The organism is Kitasatospora sp. MAP5-34 (genome assembly GCF_029894335.1).
Lineage (GTDB): Bacteria > Actinomycetota > Actinomycetes > Streptomycetales > Streptomycetaceae > Kitasatospora.
Genome location: NZ_JARXZC010000011.1, coordinates 140,160 through 161,293, shown reverse-complemented (window position 1 = coordinate 161,293; position 21,134 = coordinate 140,160). Strand labels below are relative to the sequence as shown.

The 21,134-nt window shown below is 68.1% G+C and carries 18 protein-coding genes and 1 pseudogene; 11 read left to right on the top strand and 8 right to left on the bottom strand.

Annotation, left to right across the window (positions count from 1 at the left end; translation table 11 throughout):
* Together P3T29_RS12850 and P3T29_RS12845 are read left to right on the top strand one after the other, a co-directional pair.
* A partial coding sequence (locus P3T29_RS12850; RefSeq protein WP_280716516.1) for a transposase occupies positions 1 to 421 on the top strand: 421 nt, incomplete at its 5' end.
* 1,328 nt (positions 422 to 1,749) lie between these two features.
* Positions 1,750 to 1,929 (top strand): annotated as a pseudogene (locus tag P3T29_RS12845) (hypothetical protein); the annotation flags it as partial.
* Positions 1,930 to 1,996: 67 nt separating this feature from the next.
* On the opposite strand, the gene P3T29_RS12840 reads toward P3T29_RS12845, so the two are convergent.
* Complete coding sequence (locus P3T29_RS12840; protein WP_280716515.1) at positions 1,997 to 3,283, bottom strand: endonuclease/exonuclease/phosphatase family protein; 1,287 nt, start codon at positions 3,281 to 3,283, stop codon at positions 1,997 to 1,999.
* A gap of 508 nt (positions 3,284 to 3,791) precedes the next feature.
* Here P3T29_RS12840 and P3T29_RS12835 point away from each other — a divergent pair.
* Positions 3,792 to 4,469 carry a response regulator transcription factor gene (locus P3T29_RS12835; RefSeq protein ID WP_280716514.1) on the top strand — a complete coding sequence of 226 codons (678 nt, stop codon included), beginning with the start codon at positions 3,792 to 3,794 and terminating at the stop codon, positions 4,467 to 4,469.
* A gap of 148 nt (positions 4,470 to 4,617) precedes the next feature.
* A complete protein-coding gene (locus P3T29_RS12830; RefSeq protein WP_280716513.1) occupies positions 4,618 to 5,964 on the top strand; it encodes a HAMP domain-containing sensor histidine kinase in 1,347 nt (448 codons plus the stop codon).
* A gap of 197 nt (positions 5,965 to 6,161) precedes the next feature.
* Here the strand turns inward: P3T29_RS12830 and P3T29_RS12825 are convergent, their stop codons facing one another.
* The 4 genes from P3T29_RS12825 to P3T29_RS12810 all read right to left on the bottom strand — a co-directional run bounded on the left by P3T29_RS12825 (position 6,162) and on the right by P3T29_RS12810 (position 11,267).
* Entirely contained in the window at positions 6,162 to 7,319 is a 1,158-nt protein-coding gene (locus P3T29_RS12825; RefSeq protein ID WP_280716512.1) for a CopD family protein, read from the bottom strand.
* Between the two features lie 308 nt (positions 7,320 to 7,627).
* Positions 7,628 to 8,344: a hypothetical protein gene (locus P3T29_RS12820; RefSeq protein ID WP_280716511.1), complete on the bottom strand. Its 717-nt coding sequence runs from the start codon at positions 8,342 to 8,344 to the stop codon at positions 7,628 to 7,630.
* 150 nt (positions 8,345 to 8,494) lie between these two features.
* Positions 8,495 to 9,046 carry a hypothetical protein gene (locus P3T29_RS12815; protein ID WP_280716510.1) on the bottom strand — a complete coding sequence of 184 codons (552 nt, stop codon included), beginning with the start codon at positions 9,044 to 9,046 and terminating at the stop codon, positions 8,495 to 8,497.
* A gap of 226 nt (positions 9,047 to 9,272) precedes the next feature.
* Positions 9,273 to 11,267 carry a ricin-type beta-trefoil lectin domain protein gene (locus P3T29_RS12810; RefSeq protein ID WP_280716509.1) on the bottom strand — a complete coding sequence of 665 codons (1,995 nt, stop codon included), beginning with the start codon at positions 11,265 to 11,267 and terminating at the stop codon, positions 9,273 to 9,275.
* A gap of 614 nt (positions 11,268 to 11,881) precedes the next feature.
* Between P3T29_RS12810 and P3T29_RS12805 the strand changes: the two genes are divergently transcribed.
* Positions 11,882 to 13,150, top strand: coding sequence for an extracellular solute-binding protein (locus P3T29_RS12805; RefSeq protein ID WP_280716508.1), 1,269 nt, complete (start codon positions 11,882 to 11,884; stop codon positions 13,148 to 13,150).
* A 197-nt stretch (positions 13,151 to 13,347) separates the two neighbouring features.
* Entirely contained in the window at positions 13,348 to 14,598 is a 1,251-nt protein-coding gene (locus P3T29_RS12800) for an FAD-dependent monooxygenase (RefSeq protein ID WP_280716507.1), read from the top strand.
* Between the two features lie 72 nt (positions 14,599 to 14,670).
* Here P3T29_RS12800 and P3T29_RS12795 read toward each other — a convergent pair whose 3' ends face one another.
* From P3T29_RS12795 to P3T29_RS12785, 3 genes are all read right to left on the bottom strand, one after another.
* Positions 14,671 to 16,254, bottom strand: a complete 1,584-nt coding sequence (locus P3T29_RS12795) for a pentapeptide repeat-containing protein (protein WP_280716506.1) — start codon at positions 16,252 to 16,254, stop codon at positions 14,671 to 14,673.
* Between the two features lie 113 nt (positions 16,255 to 16,367).
* Positions 16,368 to 16,874 carry a hypothetical protein gene (locus tag P3T29_RS12790; RefSeq protein ID WP_280716505.1) on the bottom strand — a complete coding sequence of 169 codons (507 nt, stop codon included), beginning with the start codon at positions 16,872 to 16,874 and terminating at the stop codon, positions 16,368 to 16,370.
* A 68-nt stretch (positions 16,875 to 16,942) separates the two neighbouring features.
* Positions 16,943 to 17,782, bottom strand: a complete 840-nt coding sequence (locus P3T29_RS12785; RefSeq protein WP_280716504.1) for an IS5 family transposase — start codon at positions 17,780 to 17,782, stop codon at positions 16,943 to 16,945.
* Positions 17,783 to 18,094: 312 nt separating this feature from the next.
* On the opposite strand from P3T29_RS12785, the gene P3T29_RS12780 reads away from it, so the two are divergent.
* From P3T29_RS12780 to P3T29_RS12760, 5 genes are all read left to right on the top strand, one after another.
* The gene (locus tag P3T29_RS12780) at positions 18,095 to 18,262 is read left to right on the top strand and encodes a hypothetical protein (RefSeq protein ID WP_280716503.1); all 168 of its coding nucleotides are present in this window, start codon (positions 18,095 to 18,097) and stop codon (positions 18,260 to 18,262) included.
* Positions 18,263 to 18,496: 234 nt separating this feature from the next.
* The gene (locus P3T29_RS12775; RefSeq protein ID WP_280716502.1) at positions 18,497 to 18,928 is read left to right on the top strand and encodes a carboxymuconolactone decarboxylase family protein; all 432 of its coding nucleotides are present in this window, start codon (positions 18,497 to 18,499) and stop codon (positions 18,926 to 18,928) included.
* A complete protein-coding gene (locus P3T29_RS12770) occupies positions 18,925 to 19,869 on the top strand; it encodes a phosphotriesterase (protein WP_280716501.1) in 945 nt (314 codons plus the stop codon). Before P3T29_RS12775 ends, P3T29_RS12770 begins: the two co-directional genes overlap by 4 nt.
* 97 nt (positions 19,870 to 19,966) lie before the next feature.
* Positions 19,967 to 20,380: a VOC family protein gene (locus P3T29_RS12765; protein ID WP_280716500.1), complete on the top strand. Its 414-nt coding sequence runs from the start codon at positions 19,967 to 19,969 to the stop codon at positions 20,378 to 20,380.
* Between the two features lie 133 nt (positions 20,381 to 20,513).
* Positions 20,514 to 21,077 (top strand): hypothetical protein, encoded by a 564-nt coding sequence (locus tag P3T29_RS12760; RefSeq protein ID WP_280716499.1) that lies wholly within the window; start codon positions 20,514 to 20,516, stop codon positions 21,075 to 21,077.
* Positions 21,078 to 21,134 lie beyond the last annotated feature (57 nt).

The window sequence follows — 21,134 nt, the reverse complement described above, 5'->3', positions numbered from 1 at the left end:
CGAAACCGCCGCCGGGCAGGGCGAGTTGTTCACCGCCCGGCGCTACCACGCCGTGTTCACCGACAGCCCGTTCACCATGCTCCAGGCCGAGCTGCAGCACCGGCAGCACGCCGTCATCGAACAGGTCATCGCGGACGGCAAGTCCGGGCCGCTGGCCCACCTGCCCTCCGGGAACTTCCAGGCCAACAACGCCTGGCTGACGCTGCGGGCGATCGCGTTCAACCTGCTGCGGGCAGCCGGCTGCCTCGCCGGCACCTTCCACGCCCGGGCAACCACAGCGACCCTGCGCGCCCACCTGGTCAACGTCCCCGCCCGCATCGCCCGTTCAGCCCGCCGACTGACGCTCCGCCCGCCCGACCGCTGGCCCTGGCAGCACGCCTTCACCGACCTGTTCGACGCCGCCCACGCACCACCGGGCTGACCACCGACCTGACCACCCAGCCCATCAAGGCCCGACCGGAGCACACGTGGAAGAGCTGGGCAGACCAGCGGACACTCCACACCCTCCGGCCGGTCCACCTGACAAATCCAGCAAAACGCTCAGTCCGGAATCAGCCCGGTGGATTCGGGCTCAGCACCCGCTCGACCGTATCCACCTGCAGCTGGTGGAAGTCGGTGGCAGCGAGCTGCGAACCCACCATCCGGATGACATTACGCTCTACTACTACTACTCAAGCGTGCCCTTTCGACGCTGAGCATGATGGGGTTGGGCGAATGCGGCTCCGACCAGAGCTCCGCGGAGTCCAGCCCAACTACCCTCCCCGCTAGTTCGTTCCCCTGCGGCATCTCGTCTGCCGGCCTGCCCGTGAGCCAGGGCGACGTCATTCTGCGGGCCGATCCGATTTGATCATGTGATGCATAGTGCGGTCGGTGGACGGGGTGGCGCCGCGGGCGTGGCGGCAGAGGCTGGCGTGTCCGGCAAGGCGGAAACCGGGTTGGCCGACGATGGATGTGGCTCCAATTCGACTGCTAGTGCCATGAATTGAGCCGAACGGCTTGCACCCGTCCCATCTGCCTCTCAGAGTGTGATTGGTCGCCGATGACGATGGTCCCAGCGTGCATGGGGGTACGTGTTTGAAGGCTGCGGACATGCCGAGGATTGATCATCGCGTACGGCACGAGGTGGAGCGGAGAGGACTGTTTCTCGTCTCACCTGACCCTGATCCCAAGTCGACTGGCTTACCGTCTTCGTGTGCACTGACCCGGCCCCGGGAGACTGTGGTTTCACCAGGGTGGGGTACGTATGCCATGCAGGGGGAGCTTCTATCAGGTCTATGTGATGGACGGTCGGCCTTCCCTGTGCGCGAAGTCACTCGACCAGATCCGGGCCGGCTTCCGGTGCTGGGAGGATGGGATCGTGGCTGTGATTGGCGCAGGCGATCGGTGGCAATGAGCTTCCGCATGGGTTTGTCGGCGCCAATTCTGCCGCTTCCAGCGGTGCGATGGGCCGTGCCACTGGCATTGTCTGACCCGTCGAGGGTGACCGACGGAGTTGACCTGCGCGGTGACGTGCTTCACCCACGTTCCGCCCGATGCCTGCGGTGTCCCGCCCGGGATCGTCTCCGACGGGGCCGACCGGCACGAATCTCCCCTGCTCGGCCCCACCCTGGACGCGGCGAAAGCCCAAGTCGGCGCGATGCCGGAGACGGTGAACGCCAACCTCGACCGCGGCTACGACAGCGCCAATCACGTTTGCTGGTACCCGAGTTGGGGTTCACGGCCGAGATCGTGCGCAAGGATGTGCCGGCCCCGATCCAGGCCGGCAAGCGCTGGGTGGTCGAGCGCACGCACTCGTGGATGAACGACTACGGCAAGCTGCGGCGCTGTACTGAGAGGAGCGGCGAGGTCGTGGACTTCTACCTCTACCTCGCCGCCACTCCCGCCACCCTCCGCATCCTGCCCTCTGACATGCGGCCGACCAAGGCGTAGGACTGGCGGCGCCGGGTGCGATACCCGACGCCTGTCAGCCGAACGGCCCCGGCATCACCCGATCAGTTCAGTACCGACCGGAGAACTGCGGGAAGAAGTGCTGGTTGGCGGCGTACCCGCACTTGTACAGGGCGAGATACTTGGGCTGGTCACCCATGGTGTCCACGCACAGGCCGGTGTTCATCTGCCTGATCATCCAGGACCCGGGCTCTTGCGGCCAGCTGCTGATCTGGAAGATCGCGGAGGACTGCCCCAGGCAGTCCCATTCGTCGAGAGGGTCCATGCTTGTCGGGTTGGGCTCCCCGTAGACGTCGATGCACTTGTGGGTCGTGTTGTTGATGAGGTAGTACGTGCCCCGGCGGCCGTCTGCGGCCTTGCGCAGCATCCAGGATCCAGTGGGGCCGTAGGTGTCCGTGACCACGTGAGTGCCGTTGGCGTTGCTGCGATTTTCGAAGCCGATGAACTTGCCAGGGTCTTTTCCGCTGACCAGATCGATCGCGTTCGCGTTCGCCTCGGGGTGCTCGCGGAAGAAGACCGGATAGTGGTCGGATCCCATGCCGCCATGTATCTCCGCGTGATAGTCAGCCATGTCAAGGGATGAGACCATGTAATCAAGCTCGCCGCCGCTCTGCTGGGTCGCCCGCCCGGTGCGATAGACGAAGGCTCCGTTAGCGCCGGCCCAGGCAGTGACGCCGCTGTCCGGATCGCGATTGAAGTCGCCCACGGCGGCCCAGTGACGGTTCTGGATTTGCGCCACCCGCCTGATATTGGCGAGCAGGTCCAGCGCGTTGTTGTACGTACCGCAGGCGCCGGCATGAACGTTGAAGTAAATGGTGTTGCCGAACTCCAGCCCCACCGCCGCCCGCCGCCCGCCGCGCGGCCCTGGTTCGGCAACAAAGAAGTTCTGCACCGGCTCGTGGGTGACCATGGCCAGGTTGACCCGACCGTCACAGCCTCCGTCCTGACTCATCCAGTAGACGAATGGGGGGTGGTCATTCACAACTGGCCCGGTGTCCCACCGGTACGCCCTGATGCTGTAGTTGCCTTCAGGCACCACGCCCAGCAGGGTCATGCCATAGCCGCGATCCGGAGCCGGCCCCGCTTCCTGAATGGCAATGATGTCGTTGTCGGGGACGATCCTCCGGATGTTATCCCATTTGGCACCCTGCGAGTTGTACGTCACGATGGTGTGTTGGTTGGGCTCAGCGGCCTGGGCTACTGGAGCCGGCAGGCCGATGACGAGACCGATGAGCGCGGCCAGTGCTATCAGCGGGGCGAGCACTTTGGCGAGTGTGCGAAAGGCGTCAGAGCGTGGCAAGGAAGCCACCTTCCCTCGGAAGACAGTGATGTTCACGTTCTAATCAGGAATCCATCGCTCATAGAGGTGCGAATGGGCGGTTCGGTGACCCTGAGAGGTACGGACATTGATGGTTCGTCAGTTTCTGCGATGTTGTGCCTAGTCCGGGATGGCGGCTGGTAGAGGGCTCGGTGTCATGACAGTGGCGCCGACAGGTGGCGGCGGGGTAGGGGGCGGAAGTCCGTAGCCTCGCCACTTCTCCCGGTGTGGCGCCGGAACTTACCGTAGTCGTTCATCCACGCGTGGGCGCGCTCGACCGCCCAGCGCCTGCCGGCGACATCCGGTCCGTGTGGATGACAGTAGGCCGATCGTCCTGAATGAAGTCTGAGAAGAGCTGAGGATTTCTTCAGACCTGGTGATACGTCCACGAGGAAGTTCGGAATTCACCCTGCCCCGACCGGAATCCGCTATTCACCAACGGGCTCCACAAACGTCCACGGACCGGATCTTCCCGGCAATTCAGACAACACCACTACAGAGACGGCGAGTTGACTATGCTGAAGCAATGCGATTGCTGATAGTCGAGGACGAGGTACGGGTGGCCGAGCTGCTCGGCCAGGGGATGCGGGCCGATGGCTATGCCGTCGACGTGGCCTTTGACGGGATCCGGGGGCTGGAACTCGCGCAGGCCGGGGAATACGCGGCGATCGTGCTCGATCTCATGCTTCCCGGGCTCAGCGGCTACCGGGTCTGCGAGGAACTGCGCCGCGCCGGGAATCCGGTGTCGATCCTCATGCTCACCGCGAAGAACGGTGAGTACGACGAGGTCGACGCTCTCGACTGCGGCGCCGACGACTTCCTCAGCAAGCCGTTCTCCTACCCGGTACTGACGGCTCGCCTGCGCGCACTCGTACACCGTGGCGCGAGGGGACGTCCCGCAGTGCTGTCGGCGGGCGACCTGCGGATCGATCCGGCGGCTCGGCGATGCACCGTCAGCGAACAGCAACTTCGGCTCACGGGAAAGGAGTTCGGAGTTCTGGAGTGCCTGGCCCGGCGCGTTCAGCAGGCTGTGGCGAAGAGCGAGATCCTCGACGCCGTCTGGGACTCGAACTTCCGCGGGGACGTGAACATCGTCGAGGTCTACATCGCGGCCCTGCGACGCAAACTCTCAGCCGCCGGGGCGGGTTGCGCCATCGAGACCGTCTGGGGCATCGGATACCGGCTGGTGTCCCTTGCGCGCTGACCGCCTACGTCCCCTGTCCCGGCTACGGCTCTGGCGCCGACTCGCGGTCCGGACCCGGGCCGCGCTGGCATCAGCAGCCGCCGCCGCTCTGGTCTGCTCCCTGGCCAGCCACGCGGTGAGCCTCTTTGTGCACGATAAGGTCCTGGCGATGTCGGTCGACCAGGCCCGCCAGGAAGGGAGCAGCATCGCCTACGACATTCCGAAGGGCCTGTCCCCGCCGGAGAGCCTTATGTCGTACGTGGTGGTCGACCAGCGAGGAGAGTGGTTCAACGCCCGCAACCTCTTCGACCTGTACAGGCTGGACACACACAGCGGCTGGTTCTCCGAACTGCCACCGGCACCGGCCAACCCCACCGACACGTGGACGGGCCTGGCGCACATCGCCCGCTTCCCCGACGGCCCGGACGTCCCCGGCTACCGCTCGCTGGCCGGTCGCACCATCACCGTCTGGCGGTGTGCCGTCGGGCCGTTCACCACCGCGCAACTGCAGGCGTATACCAGGCGCGACGGTCTGCCACCTCAGACGCTGGCGGTCTATGTGCTGATCGATCCGACGGACGCCGACCTGGCCTCAGCCGAGGTCAACCTGGTGCTCGACGGGTACTTCACCCCCCTTGCCACGCTGTTCGTCGCCCTGGTCGCCTGGTCGGTGACCGGACTCGCGCTGCGGCCGGTGGAGGCGATCCGACGACGTATGGTCCGGATCGGCGACGGTGCCATCGGCGAACGAGTTCCCGTGCCACCCGCCCGGGACGGCATCAGACGGCTGGCCGAGACGACCAACACCACGCTGGACAAGCTCGAACGGGCCCTGCAGCAGCAGCGCCGCCTGGTCGCCGACGCCTCGCACGAGCTCCGCAGCCCGCTCGCGGCGCTGCGCAGCTCGCTGGAGGTTCCACTGGCACACCCGCACCGGGTCGCCTCCTGGCCGGACGTCGTGACGGATGCGCTGACCAGTACCAGACGGCTCCAGGCCCTCGCCGAAGACCTGTTGCTGCTCGCCCGCGCGGAGGAGGAGCACGGCACCACGGAGACCGACACCGTGGACCTGAGCGACCTCGTCGCCGAGCAGATCGCCGAACGGACCCACGGCGGCGGACCGCCGCGATTCCGGGCACCGGAGCTGGAGCCGGCCGTCGTCCACGGCCGGGAGGTGCTGGTCGGCCGGATCATCCGCAACCTGCTGGACAACGCGGCCCGTTACGCCGTTGACGAGGTCGTCGTCCGGGTGCGGACCGAAGCCGACTGGGCCGTCCTGACCGTGCACGACGACGGCCCCGGCATAGCCCCGGCCGACCGGGAGCGGGTCTTCGACCGCTTCGTCCGCCTCGACGCCGCCCGGACCCGTTCCGAGGGCGGCGCCGGCCTCGGACTCGCACTGGTCCGCACCATCTCCCGCTCCCTCGGCGGCACCGCAGCCGCCATCGAACCAGGCCCCGGCGGCGGAGCCTGTCTGCTGGTCCGGCTCCCCCTCCACCGCGAGCGGTGTTCCTGACCGGGCCGGCCGGACGACGTGGCGGACGTCGTCCGGCCGCTCGTCGCCGACCTGTGGATCGAACACCTCGGCGGGACACGGACTTGTGGGGCGGTCCGGTGGACGACGAGCGCTACGTCCTGATCGCGCGGATCTGAGCCACAGTCGATCCGGAGCACGGAGCCGCCTGCCGCGTGCCGCGTGCCGCCAAGCCGTGCTCAGGGCATTCTGCGCCGGGCAAGAGCGTCGGAGGTCCTGAGCGTGATGTAGAGCGAGGCCGCGAGGGCGAGGACCAGTGCGGCGCCCACGGCGAGGATGCTGCCACTCGTGACGGGCGGTGGGCTGCCGACCTCGGAGCGGGCAGAGCCGCCGAGGAAGGGGACGACTGCCAGGACAGCGGCTCCGAGGGTGACCTCGACCCGGACGACCCTTGGGAAGTGCCGCAGCGTCAGGTGCAGAAGTGGAGTCGTGGAGTCGGCGCGGCGGGCCTGGACGATCCGGGGCATCAGCCAGAACTGGTTGACGCCGCCGGCCACGACCATGGCCAGGACCAGTCCGATCTTGATCAGCAGAAAGAGTCCGTACGTCGTCGTCCAGAGCTGCCCGATGCCGCCGACGTGCTTCCAGCTCATCCACAGGCCGGAGGTGAGCACCACGCCGACGCAGACCAGGGCGACGAGACCGAAGCGGCGCCAGAGGTCCGCCCACAGCAGGCCGGCGTTCTCGCTCAGCCGGGCTCGGGTGCCGGCGAGGGCAGCGAGCAGAGCCAGCCCACCGATCCACACCGTGCCGCTGACGATGTGGAGTTGGTCGAACAGGGGGTCGAGCAGGTGGTCCGCGTCCTTCGGCACGGAGGCCGGTATCGCTGCGATGAGCGTCACCGAGAGTGCCAGCGGCAGGGCGGTCAGGGCGAAGGCGTCCAGGTGCCGTCGCGCCTGTGGCACGAACAGCGCGATCAGGGCGGCGGACACCAGGACCAGCACGGCGTTCTGGACCAGGTAGATCGTGCCCTGGGCCACCCAGGTCCCCTTCGCCGCAGGTGCACGCAGGAAGTCCCAGATCCGTCCCGGCGCGAGCGCGTCGCCGAACGGCATGCCCTTGCCGGCCCGGGCCAGGCGCGCGGCGAGTTGGAGGTAGCCCGCCATCAGCAGGACGACTCCGGCCCAGGCCAGGCACCCCGCCGTCCGCCGACGCAACGCGTCGGCGTCACCCCGCCCGGCCATGGGCGCACGAAGCGCCGGGCGGACCACTGCGGCGTACGTCACGGTCGATCCGACGGCTCCGCACAGGCCGATGAAGTAACCGGACTTGGTGAGAATCCGCCAGAGCGGAGGCAGGGTATAGCCGGCCGAAGCGGCCAGATGAGCGAGAGTCATGAAGGCAAGGCTAACCTAAGTTTCATGAACTCATCCGCGGCGAGGCCAGCCTCTACGGCGGGATCGACCTCGACAGGGCCCTGGTGGCGCGCAGCGCCGTCCTGGGCACCCCACTCCGCGAGAAGGACCTGCCGCCGCCGGTCTTCCACCGCGAATGGCCGATCGTGAGGCAGGGCACCGGCAGCGGGCCCGGAGCGCCCAGCCGAGCCCCTCTCCCAAAAATTGACACCACGTCATCCAGCCGTTCCGGGCCCGGAGCGGTTGATCTCTCGGAGCAGCCAAGACGATCCGGTGTGGCATCCGTTCCGTCAGGCGGCTCCTCCCCGGACTCCCGGTTCCCCGGCCGGGAGGCGCCGCCGCGCGAGCGGCAGCAGGCGGGCGGCGGCCGCCGCCAGAAGCAGTACGGCCGCCGGGATCGCGATGTTCAGCAGTTGCCGGATCCCGGCCGGGTCGCTGGTGAGGTCCAGCGGTACGCCCAGCCCGTGCAGGACGTAGAACGAGTCGTGGGTGGCGAACAGATAGCCGACCCCGCAGTACCCGAGCGAGAAGACGGCCAGTCCGACGGAACGCTCCGCGAGGGCCAGCGCCGACAATGCGGGCGCGAGGACCAGCAACGGGGTGGCGCCATTGAAGACCAGCAGCCACGCGGGCTCCGCCCAGGCCGACGCGGAGCGGAAGCCGCTCCACTGCGTCGCCGTCAGCACGGTCGTGGCCACGCCGAGGACCACCAGCACGGAGAGGAAGGGCACGATCCTGCGCCCGTACCCGGACCGCCGGTACCACCAGACGGCGACTCCCCCACCGACCACCCCGGCGAGCGCCCAGTACACCTCCAGCCAGCCCGGGCGCGCAAGGTCGGAAACGCCGAGTATCCCCTCGGGGGATGCGATGCCGACCCCGCAGGTCTGGTCCATCCCGCCGAGCAGCACCGGGCAGGACGCCCCCTTGGTGAGATACATCGGCAGCGAGAGCGCGAGCAACACCCCGAAGACCGCCAGTGTGAACCAGTACCGCCGTGCCGCCATGCCCGACCACCCTACCCGCTCTGGAATCCCGGTACCGTGCCGGGCGGTTCGACGTCGCAGCCCTCGATCCGGTTCCAGCCTGGTACCGCCTTACCGCCGAATCGTCCGGCCGACCTACCGCGCCCGTCAGGAGATAGACCTGATGGATCGTCAATATCCGTACGCAGGAGCTCCACAAGGACTTGGGCAAGCTGTACGCCAGCGGAAATGTCGAAGGCCGTGGCGCTCGCCGCGACGGCCTGGTCGACCTGCTGGGAGGCAGCCACCGCCTTGGTGTCGGCTGCCAGCGCTGCCTGGCCGGCCTGCGACGCGTTGTTCGCCGCGTCGGAGGCGTGCTGTGCCGCCGTCTGCACCTTGGTGATCGGTCGCGGCGGCGGCCTCCGCGTCCATCGCGGTCGACCAGGTCAGCAGGGCGTTGGCGTCGGCGTAGGCCGCCCACGCGGTGGCCCGTGCCGAGGCCGCAGCGGCGGTGGTGGCAGCCGCCCGCGCGGCGACCGCCGTGTCGGTGGCGGTCTTGGCCTGAGCCGCTGCCTGGTCGGACGCTGTCGCGGCCTGGGCGGCTGCGGTGGCCGCCTGCTGCGCGGCCGTCCGGGCGTCGGCCGCAGCGGCGGTGCCCTGGGCGGCCACTGCGGCAGCGCCCAGCGCCTGCGCGTTGGCGAGCAGGGTGGCGCTGTCGGCTGCGGTGGCGCCGGTCGCGGCCACCGTGGTGTCGAGACGTCTACCAGAAGCTCGCCGAAAGCGCGCGGACCAACCAGAGCCCCGACCTCAAGTCCCTCCCCGCCCAGGTCCAGGCCGCCGTGGCGGCGCTGAGCCAGTGCACGGCCACCGAGTAGGGGCGCCGGGGGTTCGTCCCCATGCCAGTGGTCTCCGGCGCCGGATGGCACCGGAGACCCAACTCGTGCACCCAGTGGTGGAGTTGCCGCTCAGGTCAGGAGGCCGGCGGTGTACTGAAGGGCGCGGCCCAGGTCTGGTTGGTCTGCACCGAGTCGGGCGAGGCCCCACAGCTGTACAGGTCGACCGGCGTGCCGTTGGTGGTCGTCGCACCACCGTAGGCGTCGAGGCACTGGGTGGTACCGGCCAGCTTCAGGTTGCCGTCCCGGTTGTAGCTCCAGGTCTGGTAGCCCGGGGCGGACCCGCAGGCCGCGACGCCGGCCCACTGGCCCGACTGCCCGTTGATCACCCCGGTCGTGCTCGTGCTCTGCGCGGTGAGGCACAGGTTGGAGGTGCCGGTCTGCAGGAGCTGGACGGATCCGTCGGTGTTCAGCTGCCACCGCTGGTTCGAGCCGCCGGAGCAGGGCCAGAGGTCGACGGGGTTACCGGCGGCGGTGCCGGAGCGGTAGTTGTCCAGGCAGAGCGAGGCCTTGCCCCAGTCGTCGCGCGAGGCGGTGATCTGGCCGCGCGGGGTGAAGCCGCCGCAGCCGGCCTTCGCGGTGACCTTGAGCATCGCGTTGTCGTGCGAGCCGATGGTCAGCGGGACGGAACCGGTGGACGAACTGGTGCTGTGCGCCCACAGATCGCGCACGTCGTAGCCGCAACCCGCGCCGGAGAAGCCGAGATCCGACAGGTTCAGCTGGTAACTGGCCGACGCCGAACCCTTGTTGAGTACCACTACGGCCCGACTGCCGTCGGCGAGCGGCTTGACCACGACGTCGACGCCGCTGGTGGCGGCCGGCGAGCCGTCGGCGTTGGCACCGCCGCCGGACACCCGGTAGCCGCCCGCGCCCAGCGGGTCCTGGTCCACCGCGATGACCTCGGAGTTGCCGAGGATCGCGACCGAGGCGTTCAGGTGCGCCGCCTCGGCCGGGTGGGCGGCTATGTAGGAGGGCTCGAACTTGCGGGCGTCGGTGCTGATGACCAGCGGCGCGGCCAGCGAGGAGAACAGGGCCAGCTGGCTGCGCTCCTCGGCGGTGGTCATGCCGTTGTCACCGATCAGCAGCATGTCCGCGTCGTTCCAGTTTCCCGGACCCTGGTAGCGGCTGAGCTCCACCGTATTGTCGAAGCTCTGGTACGCACCGAAGTTGTAGCCGCCGCTCGGTAGCACCTGACTCCACGGGTCCTTGCCGTCACCGTAGTTCCAGATGTCCGGACCGACCCGCCACAGCTGGCCGAGCGAGCGCACCGAGTTCATGGTGGCGAACTTGGCCGGGCCGTTCCCGTAGCCGGCCGGTGCGGAGATGTTGAACATGACGTTCGGCGTCGGGGTACCGGCGTTGTTCGCGTTGGTGACGGCGGTGTTCAGATCGCCGGACATCCGGGCGTCGAGGGTCGGTATGGGCTCCTGGGTACCGCAGTTGTCGTACTTGAGCGTGTCGACGCCCCAGTAGACCAGCGAGTTGGCGTCGCTCTGCTCGTAGTGCTCGCTGCCGTTGGGCAGGTTCGGCGAGGTCGGCGCGGCGGTGCTGCAGGTGTGCGTGCCGGAGGTCTCGTAGATGCCGAACTTCGCGCCCAGGCTGTGCAGGTAGCTGCCGTACGCGCTCAGCTCGTAGTCGAAGCCGGGCTGCTTGGTGGCGTCCCGGACGTCGGTCGCGCCACCCCAGTTCAGGGCGCCGTGCAGGTAGCCGGAGCTGTTGCGATACATCCAGCAGTCGTCGACGGTGATCGTCTTGTAGCCGGCGCCTATCAGTCCCGCGTCGGACAGGCCCTTGGCGTTGTCCTCCATGTACTGCTGGAACGAGTAGTTCAGCCGGTTGGAGCCGTCCAGCGGCGCCTGCGGTGTACAGGTGGCACGGGACCAGTTGTTGAAGCCCATCGGCGGTACGGGGGCGATGGGGGTGTTCGGCGTCGCCACGGGCGAGAAGTTCGCGGCGGCCTGGCTGACGCCGTCGTTCGCGGCGGCCGAGCCGGCGCCCAGGAGGCAACCGGCGGGGATCAGCGCGGCGCTCAGGGCGGCGAGGAGGGGTTTGCGGAGCTTTCGGATTGCCACGGGGGTGGGCTCCTTCGGGCGAGGTGGTGCCGCGCAGCACGATCCGGCTGCGGTCGGCGACGGCTCGTCACGGGGTGTCGGCGCGTAGGGATATCGGCGCGTAGGGATGGCGGACCGACCTGTCATGGACAGGTGAATCCTGATGAGCTGATGACATAATCTGCTCATAACTAGGGTCTAGTCAACAAGAATGCGCACGCGAATCCCGTCGCAAGGCAGCACCCGCCTGAAAGCGATCACCGCACACACCGCCCTGACAGAGCGACAAGTCCGGGAGGTCGGCGCTCCGGACCAGCGCCTCGGACCAGCACGCAGGCCACCGAATCGCAACAGTCCAATAACAGCGTATGGACCCAAGGGTCTCGCTCGTGAATACTTCGCGGCACAGCAGGGCCCTTTCGGATCTGATCGAAACCTGCCGAGTCCACGCAGCTTCAGCCAGCAGATCGCCGGTTTCACGCATGGCTTCCGCCAGTCGGCCCACCCGGCGACCGGGCAGGTGGCCACCGACCTGGTTGCTCGCCCGGCAGTGATCCGAAGACTGTTCCGGCTCTGAAATTCCAGGAGTGGACCCGGTCAGGCTCGGGTCCGAAGGCGCGAAGGCGGTAACGGCAGTGAACAAGCGTGTGCTCAGTTTTGCGGCGGTCTGTGCGGTCGGTACCCTCAGCCTCACGGCATGCGGCAGCACCACCAGCGGGACCGCCGCAGACGGGACGGTGACCCTCAAGCTCGTCGCGGCCGACTACGGTGACAAGGCGTCCAACAGCTCGACGCTGTACTGGAACGACCTGGTCAAGACCTTCGAGGCCGCCAACCCGAAGATCAAGGTCGACGTCCAGGTGATCAACTGGAACGACATCGACAAGCAGGTCAAGACGATGATCCAGAGTGGCAACGTGCCGGACGTCCTGCAGACCGGCGGCTACGCCGACAAGGTCGCCGACAAGCTGCTGTACAAGGCGAGCGACGTACTGTCCATCAGCGCCCAGGCCTCGTTCATCGATTCGTTCTCCCAGGCCGGGGAGGTCGACGGCACCCAGTACGGGATCCCGTTCGTGTCGTCGGCCCGCGCCTTCTTCTACAACAAGGCGATCTTCGCCCAGGCCGGGATCACCGCGCCGCCGCAGACCTGGGACGACGTCAAGGCCGACGCCTCCCTGATCAAGGCCAAGGTCCCCGGTGTCACCCCGTACGCGCTGCCGCTCGGTCCCGAGGAGGCCCAGGGCGAGAGCATGATGTGGGAGCTCGGCAACGGCGGCGGCGTCACCAACTCCTCGGGCAGATACGCCCTCGACAGCCAGGCGAACATCGACACCTTCAGCTGGCTGAAGACCAACCTCGTCGACCCCGGCCTGACGTACGCCAACCCCGCCACCACCGACCGCAAGACCGCCTTCGCGGACTTCGCCGCCGGCAAGGCCGCCATGCTCAACGGCCACCCCTCGCTGATCCAGATGTCCAAGGACGGCAAGGTCGACTACGGCGTCGCCCCCATCCCCGGCAAGAGCGGTGCGCTCAAGTCCACGCTGGGCGTGGCCGACTGGATGATGGCCTTCAATAAGAACGGCCACCGGGAGCAGATCAAGAAGTTCCTCGACTTCACCTACTCCAAGGACAACACGGAGAAGTTCGACGAGATGTACAACCTGATGCCGGTCACCCAGGACACCCTGACCGACATGACCTCCAGTGGCAAGCACAAGGACCTGGAGCCGTTCTTCGCACTGCTCCCCGGCGCCTCCTTCTACCCGCTGGGCGAGACGAGTTGGGATGCCGTCTCCGCCCAGATCAAGCAGAGCATCGGCACCGCCGTCTCCGGTGACCCGGTCAAGGTGCTGGGCGACCTGCAGAAGAAGGCCCAGGACGCCGCCGCCAACAAGTAGCCGTACCCGTACGCGCCCGAGTTACCGGTGCCGACTCCCCTCCGGCACCGGGGACTTGGGGCAGGGGGAGCGGAATCCGGACACACGCGCCGGTTCGGTCCGGAGGTCCAGCACGTCAAAGCTATGGTCGTGATGGGAAGTTGATGGCAGGTGCCGCAGTGGAGTCCGGCAGGGCGGCGTGACGAGGGGGGACCGAGTTGACAGCGATCATGGTCATCGGCGGCGGCATCGCCGGAACAGCGGCTGCCCTGGCGCTGCACAAGGCGGGATTCGAAGTCACCGTCCATGAGGCGCATCCGGACACCGGGGCGGACATCGGCGCCTTCCTCACCCTGGCAAGCAACGGCATGCACGCACTCGCGCAGCTCGACGCGGCCGCACCGGTCGCCGACCTCGGCTTCCCGATCACCGGCATGAGCGTCATCGACGAGACCGGTGCCCGACTCGCGGCCATTCCGCTGGGTGAGCACGAGCGCCCGCTGACCCGCTACCGCTGCCTGCGCCGTGCCGACCTCGGCGCGGCACTCCAGGACGAGGTCCGGCGGCGTGGGATCCGGATCCGGCACGCGGCGCGGCTCACCACCGTCACCGAGAGCGCGACGGGCGCCACCGCGACGTTCGCGGACGGCAGTTCGGCGAGCGCCGACCTGATCGTCGGAGCCGACGGGCTGCACTCCGCCGTGCGGGCCCAGCTCGACCCGGCCGCGACCGGACCGGACTACGCCGGCCAGCGCGTCTTCTACGGATACACCACCGCCTACGATTTCACTGCCCACGACTTCACCACCGACGAGTTAACCGCCGACGCCACGCCGCCACCCGACGCCCAGGACCGGATCACCATGGTCCGTGGCAGCGGCGCCGCACTCGGCTACCTGGTCTCCCCCGCCGGGGAGACGTTCTGGTTCGCGCGGGTGGCAGGCCCGGCGCTGACCGCCCAAGAGATCACCGGTACGACGCCGAGGCAGTGGCGGGACCAGTTGCTGCCGCTCCTGCGCCCCGACCGGACACCCGCCGCAGACATCGTCGCGGCAACCGGCGACCGGCTCATGGCGACCAATGCCCTTCACCTGCGCCCCGGCAACCGCTGGCACAGCCGACGCATCGTGCTGATCGGCGACGCGGCCCACGCGGCCTCACCCGCGACCGGACAGGGCGCCTCGATGGCGCTGGAGGACGCCGTGGTGCTGGCCAAAGCGCTGCGCGACGCGGACACACCCGGCGCCGCACTGGACTCCTACGAACAGCACCGCAGGCCCCGCGCCGAGCGGAACCTCACCGTGAGCGCCCAACTCACCGCGAGCAGGACCACGGAAGGGGACCAGGCCCCTGGCAGCACCGCACCGCAGGCGCGCGACTCCGAACGCCCTGCCGCGCGCCTGGACGAGGAACTGCTGCAACTCCTCGACTGGGACGCCGAACTGCCGCGAACACCTCGACCCGCCTGACCAGCACGCCCTTGACCGGTAGGTACCACCGGCCTGGTCGCCCTGGCTGGCGGCGGGACCGGCCGCACCGACTCAGCCCGCCAAGTTCGCGTGCAGGTCGCAGCAACCACGATGCCACTCCCCGGTGAACCGGGCACCGGCAAAGTTGGCGTCACCGTGAAAGGAAGCTGTACCCTCGCCACCCCCGCCGAGGCAGAAGCTGGCGCGCTCACCGAACGAACTCCGCTCGAACGAGCTGACGCCGTAGAACTGCGCGCCCGAGAAGTCGCCGGCGGTCAATTGACACTCCGTCAGATCGAAGTCGATCAGGGTGGCTCCGGAGAGCCGGAGCCGCAGGTCGCCCCAGAACTCCGACCCAGGCGCGGGCACTTGTGTACCCCCCGCTGCCGGGCGGGGGCGGAGCCGTTCGGTGAGGATCCGCTGGGCGGCGCGCCGTACCGTCAACTCCTCGGCCTGGTCGGCCGTGCGGGCAGCGGTCCCGTCGGCGAGGTCGAAGTCCAGTGGTATCCGGAGATACTCGCAGAGGGCGTCCACAATGCGCTGCCTGAGCTCCGGAGCAGCATCGCCGAGGGCCTGCATGAGCTGCAGGCCGGACAGCCTCACCTGGCAGCTGCTGTCGGCCAGTTGGCGAGCGTAAGGGCTGACGGATTCGTCCGGAACGAGTGGTGTCGACCCATCGTGTTCGGGCTCCGCCGTCCTTTCGATATCCGCTCTCCATCCGAACGGCCAGTCCTGCGGGTCGTTGTCGGCTGGGAGAGCAGCCCGGGCACCGGTGAGGTCCACGGTGGGCTGGTCGAGGTGCACGGGACCGTTGAACCTGGCGCCCCCGAACGCCGCACCCGCGCCGAATCGGGCCTTCCAGAACCAGGCGGCCCCGTCGAACCGCGCGTTCCGGAACGACGCGCGGCCGTTGAACCGAGCGCCGTCCCCGCCTTCGGTCCACTCCTGGTAATCCTCCACCAGCACGGCAATCGGCCAGCCCGGGTCCTTCTCGTTCAGCTCGTCCCACGGCAGCGGGGCCCATCCGGGCTCCCCCACCGTCTCCCAGACCGCGTCGTCCTCGTCGAGCCCTTCCTCACCGCGCCCGAACCAGGCCATCCCACCGAACCGGGCATCCTCGAAGTCCGTGTCCCCGTGGAACCGCACCCGCCCGAACGCCGCGTCCCCGTCGAACCGCACGCCCGCGAATCCGGCGTCCCCCTCGAACAGGGCGCGCCAGAAGAGCGCGTCCCCGAACCGCGCGCCCTCGAACGAGGCGTCCCCCTGGAATCTGGTGTCCGCGAAGCGCCCAGCCGTCAGCCGGCAACCACTGAAATCGGCATCCACCAGCACGGCACCGGAGAGATCGACACTCATGCCCTCCCAGAACTCCATCCCGCCCGAAACCCCCGGCCGCAGCCTCGACTCGAGCACCCGCAGGGCCTCCCGGCGCACGTCCGCGTGCTGCACCTCCATCTCGGCCTCCGTCCTCGTGCGCAGCAAGCCGCAGATCGCATCCACCACCGGCTGCCGCTGCCCGGGACAGCCAACAGCCAGAGCCTCCAACTCCCGTAGCGCGGAGCGTTGGAGAGCAGCGTCCTCGCCACCGAGGCGCTCGACGGCGGCTTGGTACGAATCGGAAACCTGTCGCTCCGCGGGCACGAAACCCTCCCCCACCCTCGTTCGGGCAACTGCCGGACTGCTCAGAATCTACCGTCGCCCAGGTCGGCAAGACGAGTAACTCAACCCGGCGGACAGCAACTGAGAGCCGGGCGGGCCAACAAGTGCCGCTACGGTCCGGTCTCGGCGTAGAGGGCGATCTGAACAGCCAGAAAGACAACAGCGACAACTTCAAGGAGGGAGACGGTCACTGGTAGAGCTCCGCCTATCCCGTAGATCCAGTAGCCGGTCAGGGCTGTCATGGGGACGGCCGCGAAGGCGGTGAGGTCCACTGTGCACTGGATGATCTTTCGCTGCGTGCGGCGGCCGTCGCGGCGGTGGGCCGTCTCCCATCCGAAGAGGCTTACCTGTTCACCTGCGAGTGCGCCCAGCTGCGGTCCGAGTTCGGTGCGGACGTAGCGGCCGATCGCGCTGATCTTCTGGTCGTTCACCAGATACGTCCACCCTAGGACCGAGGTGGCGGCAGGCAATGCCAACAGCAGTGTGACGTGGTGCGTCTGCGCTGTACCGATCAGTACTGTCATCATCGCAGCCAGCGTGACGTAGAGGAGGTTGTCCCGGAAACCTATTCGGGTCTTCTGCTCTTCCTTCACCCTGTCGTACTCGGCCAGGAGCAACTTGCCGACGGTGACGTCCTCTGAAGCTGTCAGAGGACATTTGATGAGAGTAGTTTGCCCTTTATGTCCTAGTAAGTGCCTCGCCAGGTTGGTGTACTCTCGTCCGTTATGCGCTTAGTGAGGTTGTCGATCGAGGCGATGTGGATCATGGCCTTGGAGCTGGCCGGGAGGGTCTCGTAGTCGCGGGCGAGGCGCCTTCTCAGCATGATCCACCCGAGGCTTCGTTCGACCACCCACCGCCTTTTCACCACGTGAAATCCGGGGAGGTCCGATTTCCGGTGAACGACCTCGACGTCGATTCCCAGGCTGGCTCCGTGCTCGACCATGGCGTTCTTGAAGCCGGTGTCGACCCAGCTTTTGGAGATGCTCGGGCAGGTCTTCTTGGCCTGGTTGAGGAGGTGGATTCCCACGGCGTTCTCGGACAGGCTCGCGGCGGTGACGGTCACGGCGAGGATCAGCCCGATGGTGTCGGTGAGGATGCCGCGATTCCGGCCGACGATTTTCTTCGCGGCGTCGGTTCCCTGGCTGGTCAGGGGCACGTTGGTGGAGGTCTTCACGCTCTGGGTGTCGATCACGGATGCTGTCGGCTCGGGGTTGCGCCCCTCCTTCACGCGGGCGAGGCCGGTCAGGTCGTAGTTGAGTTCCGCGAAGATTCCCTCGTCGCGCCAGGCGGCGTAGTAGGCGTAGACGGTGCCGTGGTTGGGGAAGTCGTGCGGGAGGTACTTCCAGGGGATTCCCGTGCGGTTGACGTAGAGGATCGCGTTGAACACGTCGCGCAGTTCGACCTTTGCCGGCTGTCCGGTGGGCCTGCGGTCGAGCCGGGCTTTCCGCCAGGCCGTCAGTTTCGGCTCGATCAGGGCCCATCGGGCGTCGGACAGGTCGCTGGGGTACGGCTTCCGCTGGCTCACGGCACAGCGTCTGCATGAACGTGGCGGAAGACTCCGTTCCGCTGCCCTATGGGCGGTTCTATGACATCTTCAAACCAGACGGACTTCCAGACACAGAAGCGGATGAGACGGACAGTCATGCTGGCGGCCGAGGCAAGGACAGACTCCCTATATCGGCGATAACACTACGAATGCGGTCAGGAATAATAGCCGCATGACGGAATAAAGCTCTCCAAGCGCCCACTGACACCGCGCCATAGTGAGGCACCCCCACCGGAACACGCAAACGCGGGCTCGCATCCGCCAACGCCGTCGAAGCCGACGGAGACCAGCTTGTTCGGCTTGAAATCCTCCCGGACGCTGGCCGCTGGGACCGGGCTCGACACCGCCAAGATCGGCGTCGCCGTCACTCTGCTCGCCCCGATCTCCACCGCAGCCGGGACGTGCCAAGGCGTGCCCAGCCTGACCGCGATCTGTACCCAGCCGTTCACCGACGGGTAGTCAGCCCCATGAGCAGTCAGCCCGCCATCCGGCGGCCCGGCCTCCCCTGCACCCTTTGCGCCGAACGGCGCCAATGTGCAGCAACGCCCTGAAGAGCCGGGCTGCCGCCCGCACCCGTACCGCACTCTCTCATCTGCGACCTGGGCCGCTTCCCGGTCCGATCTAGCATTCTGTACCTACAAGTATGTACAGTAGGGCGACCCGCCCTCCCCGCTCGCGACAAGGACCGACACCATGCCCGACCTCACCCCCGCCGAGCTGGACCGCGACGCGGGCTACCGACTGCTGGACGTCCTGCAGGACGAGACCACCCAGAACGCGGCCCTGCCCGGGCTGGAGAAGATCGCACCCGGCTTCGCCGACTGGATAGTCACCAGCCTCTTCGGCGGCACCTACCAGCGCGAGGGCCTCGACCTGCGCGACCGCCAACTGCTCAACCTGGCGGCACTCACCACGCTCGGCGGCGTCGACCCGCAGCTCTCCGACCACGTCCGCAGCAGCCTGCGGGTGGGCCTGACACCCCAGCAGATCACCGAGGTGTTCGTGCACCTCGCTCCGTACGTGGGCACGCCCAAGGCGCTCGCGGGCCTGCGCGTCGCGGCCGCCACCCTGGCCGAGGCGGAGCAGGAGGCCGGCGCCGGGACCGTGGACGGTACGGACCGGTGACCCCGGCCACGATCCGTACCGTCCTCGGCGAGCTCCCGCCCGGCGACTTCGGGGTCTGCGACGCCCACGACCACCTCTTCATGAGCAGCCCCCTGCTCCCCGGTCAGGAGCTGGACGACCCGGCGGCGGCCGAGGCGGAGCTACGGGCGTTCGCCACGCTCGGCGGCCGCGCCGTCGTCCAGTGGACGCCGTACGGCCTGGGCCGTCGGCTCCCCGAACTCGTCACGCTCTCGCGGGCGACGGGTGTGCACCTGGTGTCGGCGACCGGGCTGCACCAGGCGGCCCACTACGACCCGGAGCAGCTGCGGGGTCTCGACCTGGCGGAGCTCTTCATCACCGAACTCGTCGGCGAGAGCGCCATCGAGAGCGCCATCGAGAGCGTCGACAAGGGCGTCGACGAGCGCAGCGTACGAGCCGGGTTGATCAAGGTGGCCGGCGGCTACCACGGCCTGGACGCCCACGCCCGCCGGACGATGGCCGCAGCCGCCGAGGCACACCACGCGACGGGCGCGCCGATCGCCGTCCACCACGAACTCGGCACCGGCGCGCTGGACGTACTGGACCTGCTCTGCGGGCGGCTCGGGGTGCCCGCGCGGTCGGTGATCCTCGGTCACCTCAACCGCTTCCCGGATCTCAGGCTGCAGCGCCAGGCCGCCGAGGCCGGCGCGTACGTCGCCCTCGACGGACCGTCACGTGGCAACCACGCGACCGACCATCACCTCTTCGACACCCTCGCGGCGCTCGCCGAGTCCGGCCACGCCGACCGCCTGCTGCTCGGCGGGGACACCACGACAGCCGCCGCCCGAGGCGTCCCGGGCATGCCGCACCTGCTGAACTCGCTCCGTCCGCGCATCATCCGCGAGTTCGGCACCGGCCTCGCCGAGTCGGTGTTCGTCACCAATCCGGCCCACGCCTTCGCCGCCCACTGGAAGCGTCCCTGACCTCCCCTCAACCCTGGTCCGTCGCAGCCTTTCGGACCATCACGGCTGATCCTTTCGGGGATCGCGATGCAACCGGAACTACGGTAAGAAGGTCACCATGGAACTCACCCAAATACGCCTGCTGGTGTCCGACTTCCCCACCGTCTACCGCTTCTACCGGGACGTACTCGGACTCAAGCCGCAGTTCGAGGCCGAGAACGGCCCGTACGCCAAGCTCAGCCCCGACATCGGAGACGCCGCGATCGCGCTGCAGGATCGGGCCCAGATGGCCGACGTGCTCGGGCGGTTGGGGGCAGAGCCGACGGGCTTTCGCGCACTGGTGGTGTTGCGGGTGGACGACCTGGACACCACTCACACCGAACTCACCTCACGGGGAGCGGAGTTCATCCGGGCTCCGGAACCGATGGGCGACCGGATACGGGTCGCATACCTGGAGGATCCGGACGGAAATCTGATCGAGCTTCAGGAATGGCTGGCGCTGCGCGAAGAGGCTGATGGCGCGTCGGCATAGGAGTGCAGTGGCAGCGGGCACTCAGTAAACCTCGGTGGCGAGCTCGCGCCGAAGATATGCTTCGGCAGATCCGCTTCTGAGGACACGACAGACGACAGTCCGGGAGCAAGGCCGAGGGGACCAAGGGACGCCGATGAGTCGACCGCTGCTGTTCCTGGATGTCGACGGCCCCCTCAATCCGTACGCGGCCAAACCTGAGAAACGTCCCGAGGGCTACACCACACTCCGGGTGCCTCTGAAGAACAGGACCGCGTGGGACTCGGGGCTACCACGGACTCACCGCAGGCCGATGCGGGTGTGGCTCAACCCCGGCCACGGGCCGGCGCTGCTGGCGCTCGGCTACGAGCTGTGTTGGGCCACGACCTGGATGAGTGACGCGAACGAGTGGATCGGTCCGGTGCTCGGCCTGCCCGAGTTGCCGTTCGTGGACTTCGGCGCTGCCCTGCACCGCGAGCGCCCCGACGGAGTCCACTGGAAGACCGCGCCACTGGTGGCATACGCCGACGGTCGGCCGTTCGTCTGGGTCGACGACGAGCAGGGCGACGCGGACCAGGCTCACGTGGCCTCCAACCACGCCGCGCCCGCCCTGCTGCACCACGTCAATCCGCGGATCGGGCTGCGCCAGGACGACTTCGCGATCCTCGCGGCCTACGCCGCATCGCTCGCTACCCCACCGGCTGACGGGCCGCCGAGCTGACGGGCAGGTCCGGTAGAACCCGAACCATGATCATCAAATCTCCGAAAACCCCTACTC

Coding starts and splice junctions, on each gene's coding strand:
- P3T29_RS12835 (WP_280716514.1), top strand. CDS start 3,792: ATGCGATTGCTGATAGTCGAGGACGAGGTACGGGTGGCCGAGCTGCTC.
- P3T29_RS12830 (WP_280716513.1), top strand. CDS start 4,618: ATGTCGGTCGACCAGGCCCGCCAGGAAGGGAGCAGCATCGCCTACGAC.
- P3T29_RS12825 (WP_280716512.1), bottom strand. CDS start 7,319: ATGACTCTCGCTCATCTGGCCGCTTCGGCCGGCTATACCCTGCCTCCG.
- P3T29_RS12820 (WP_280716511.1), bottom strand. CDS start 8,344: ATGGCGGCACGGCGGTACTGGTTCACACTGGCGGTCTTCGGGGTGTTG.
- P3T29_RS12775 (WP_280716502.1), top strand. CDS start 18,497: ATGCCCGACCTCACCCCCGCCGAGCTGGACCGCGACGCGGGCTACCGA.
- P3T29_RS12765 (WP_280716500.1), top strand. CDS start 19,967: ATGGAACTCACCCAAATACGCCTGCTGGTGTCCGACTTCCCCACCGTC.
- P3T29_RS12760 (WP_280716499.1), top strand. CDS start 20,514: ATGAGTCGACCGCTGCTGTTCCTGGATGTCGACGGCCCCCTCAATCCG.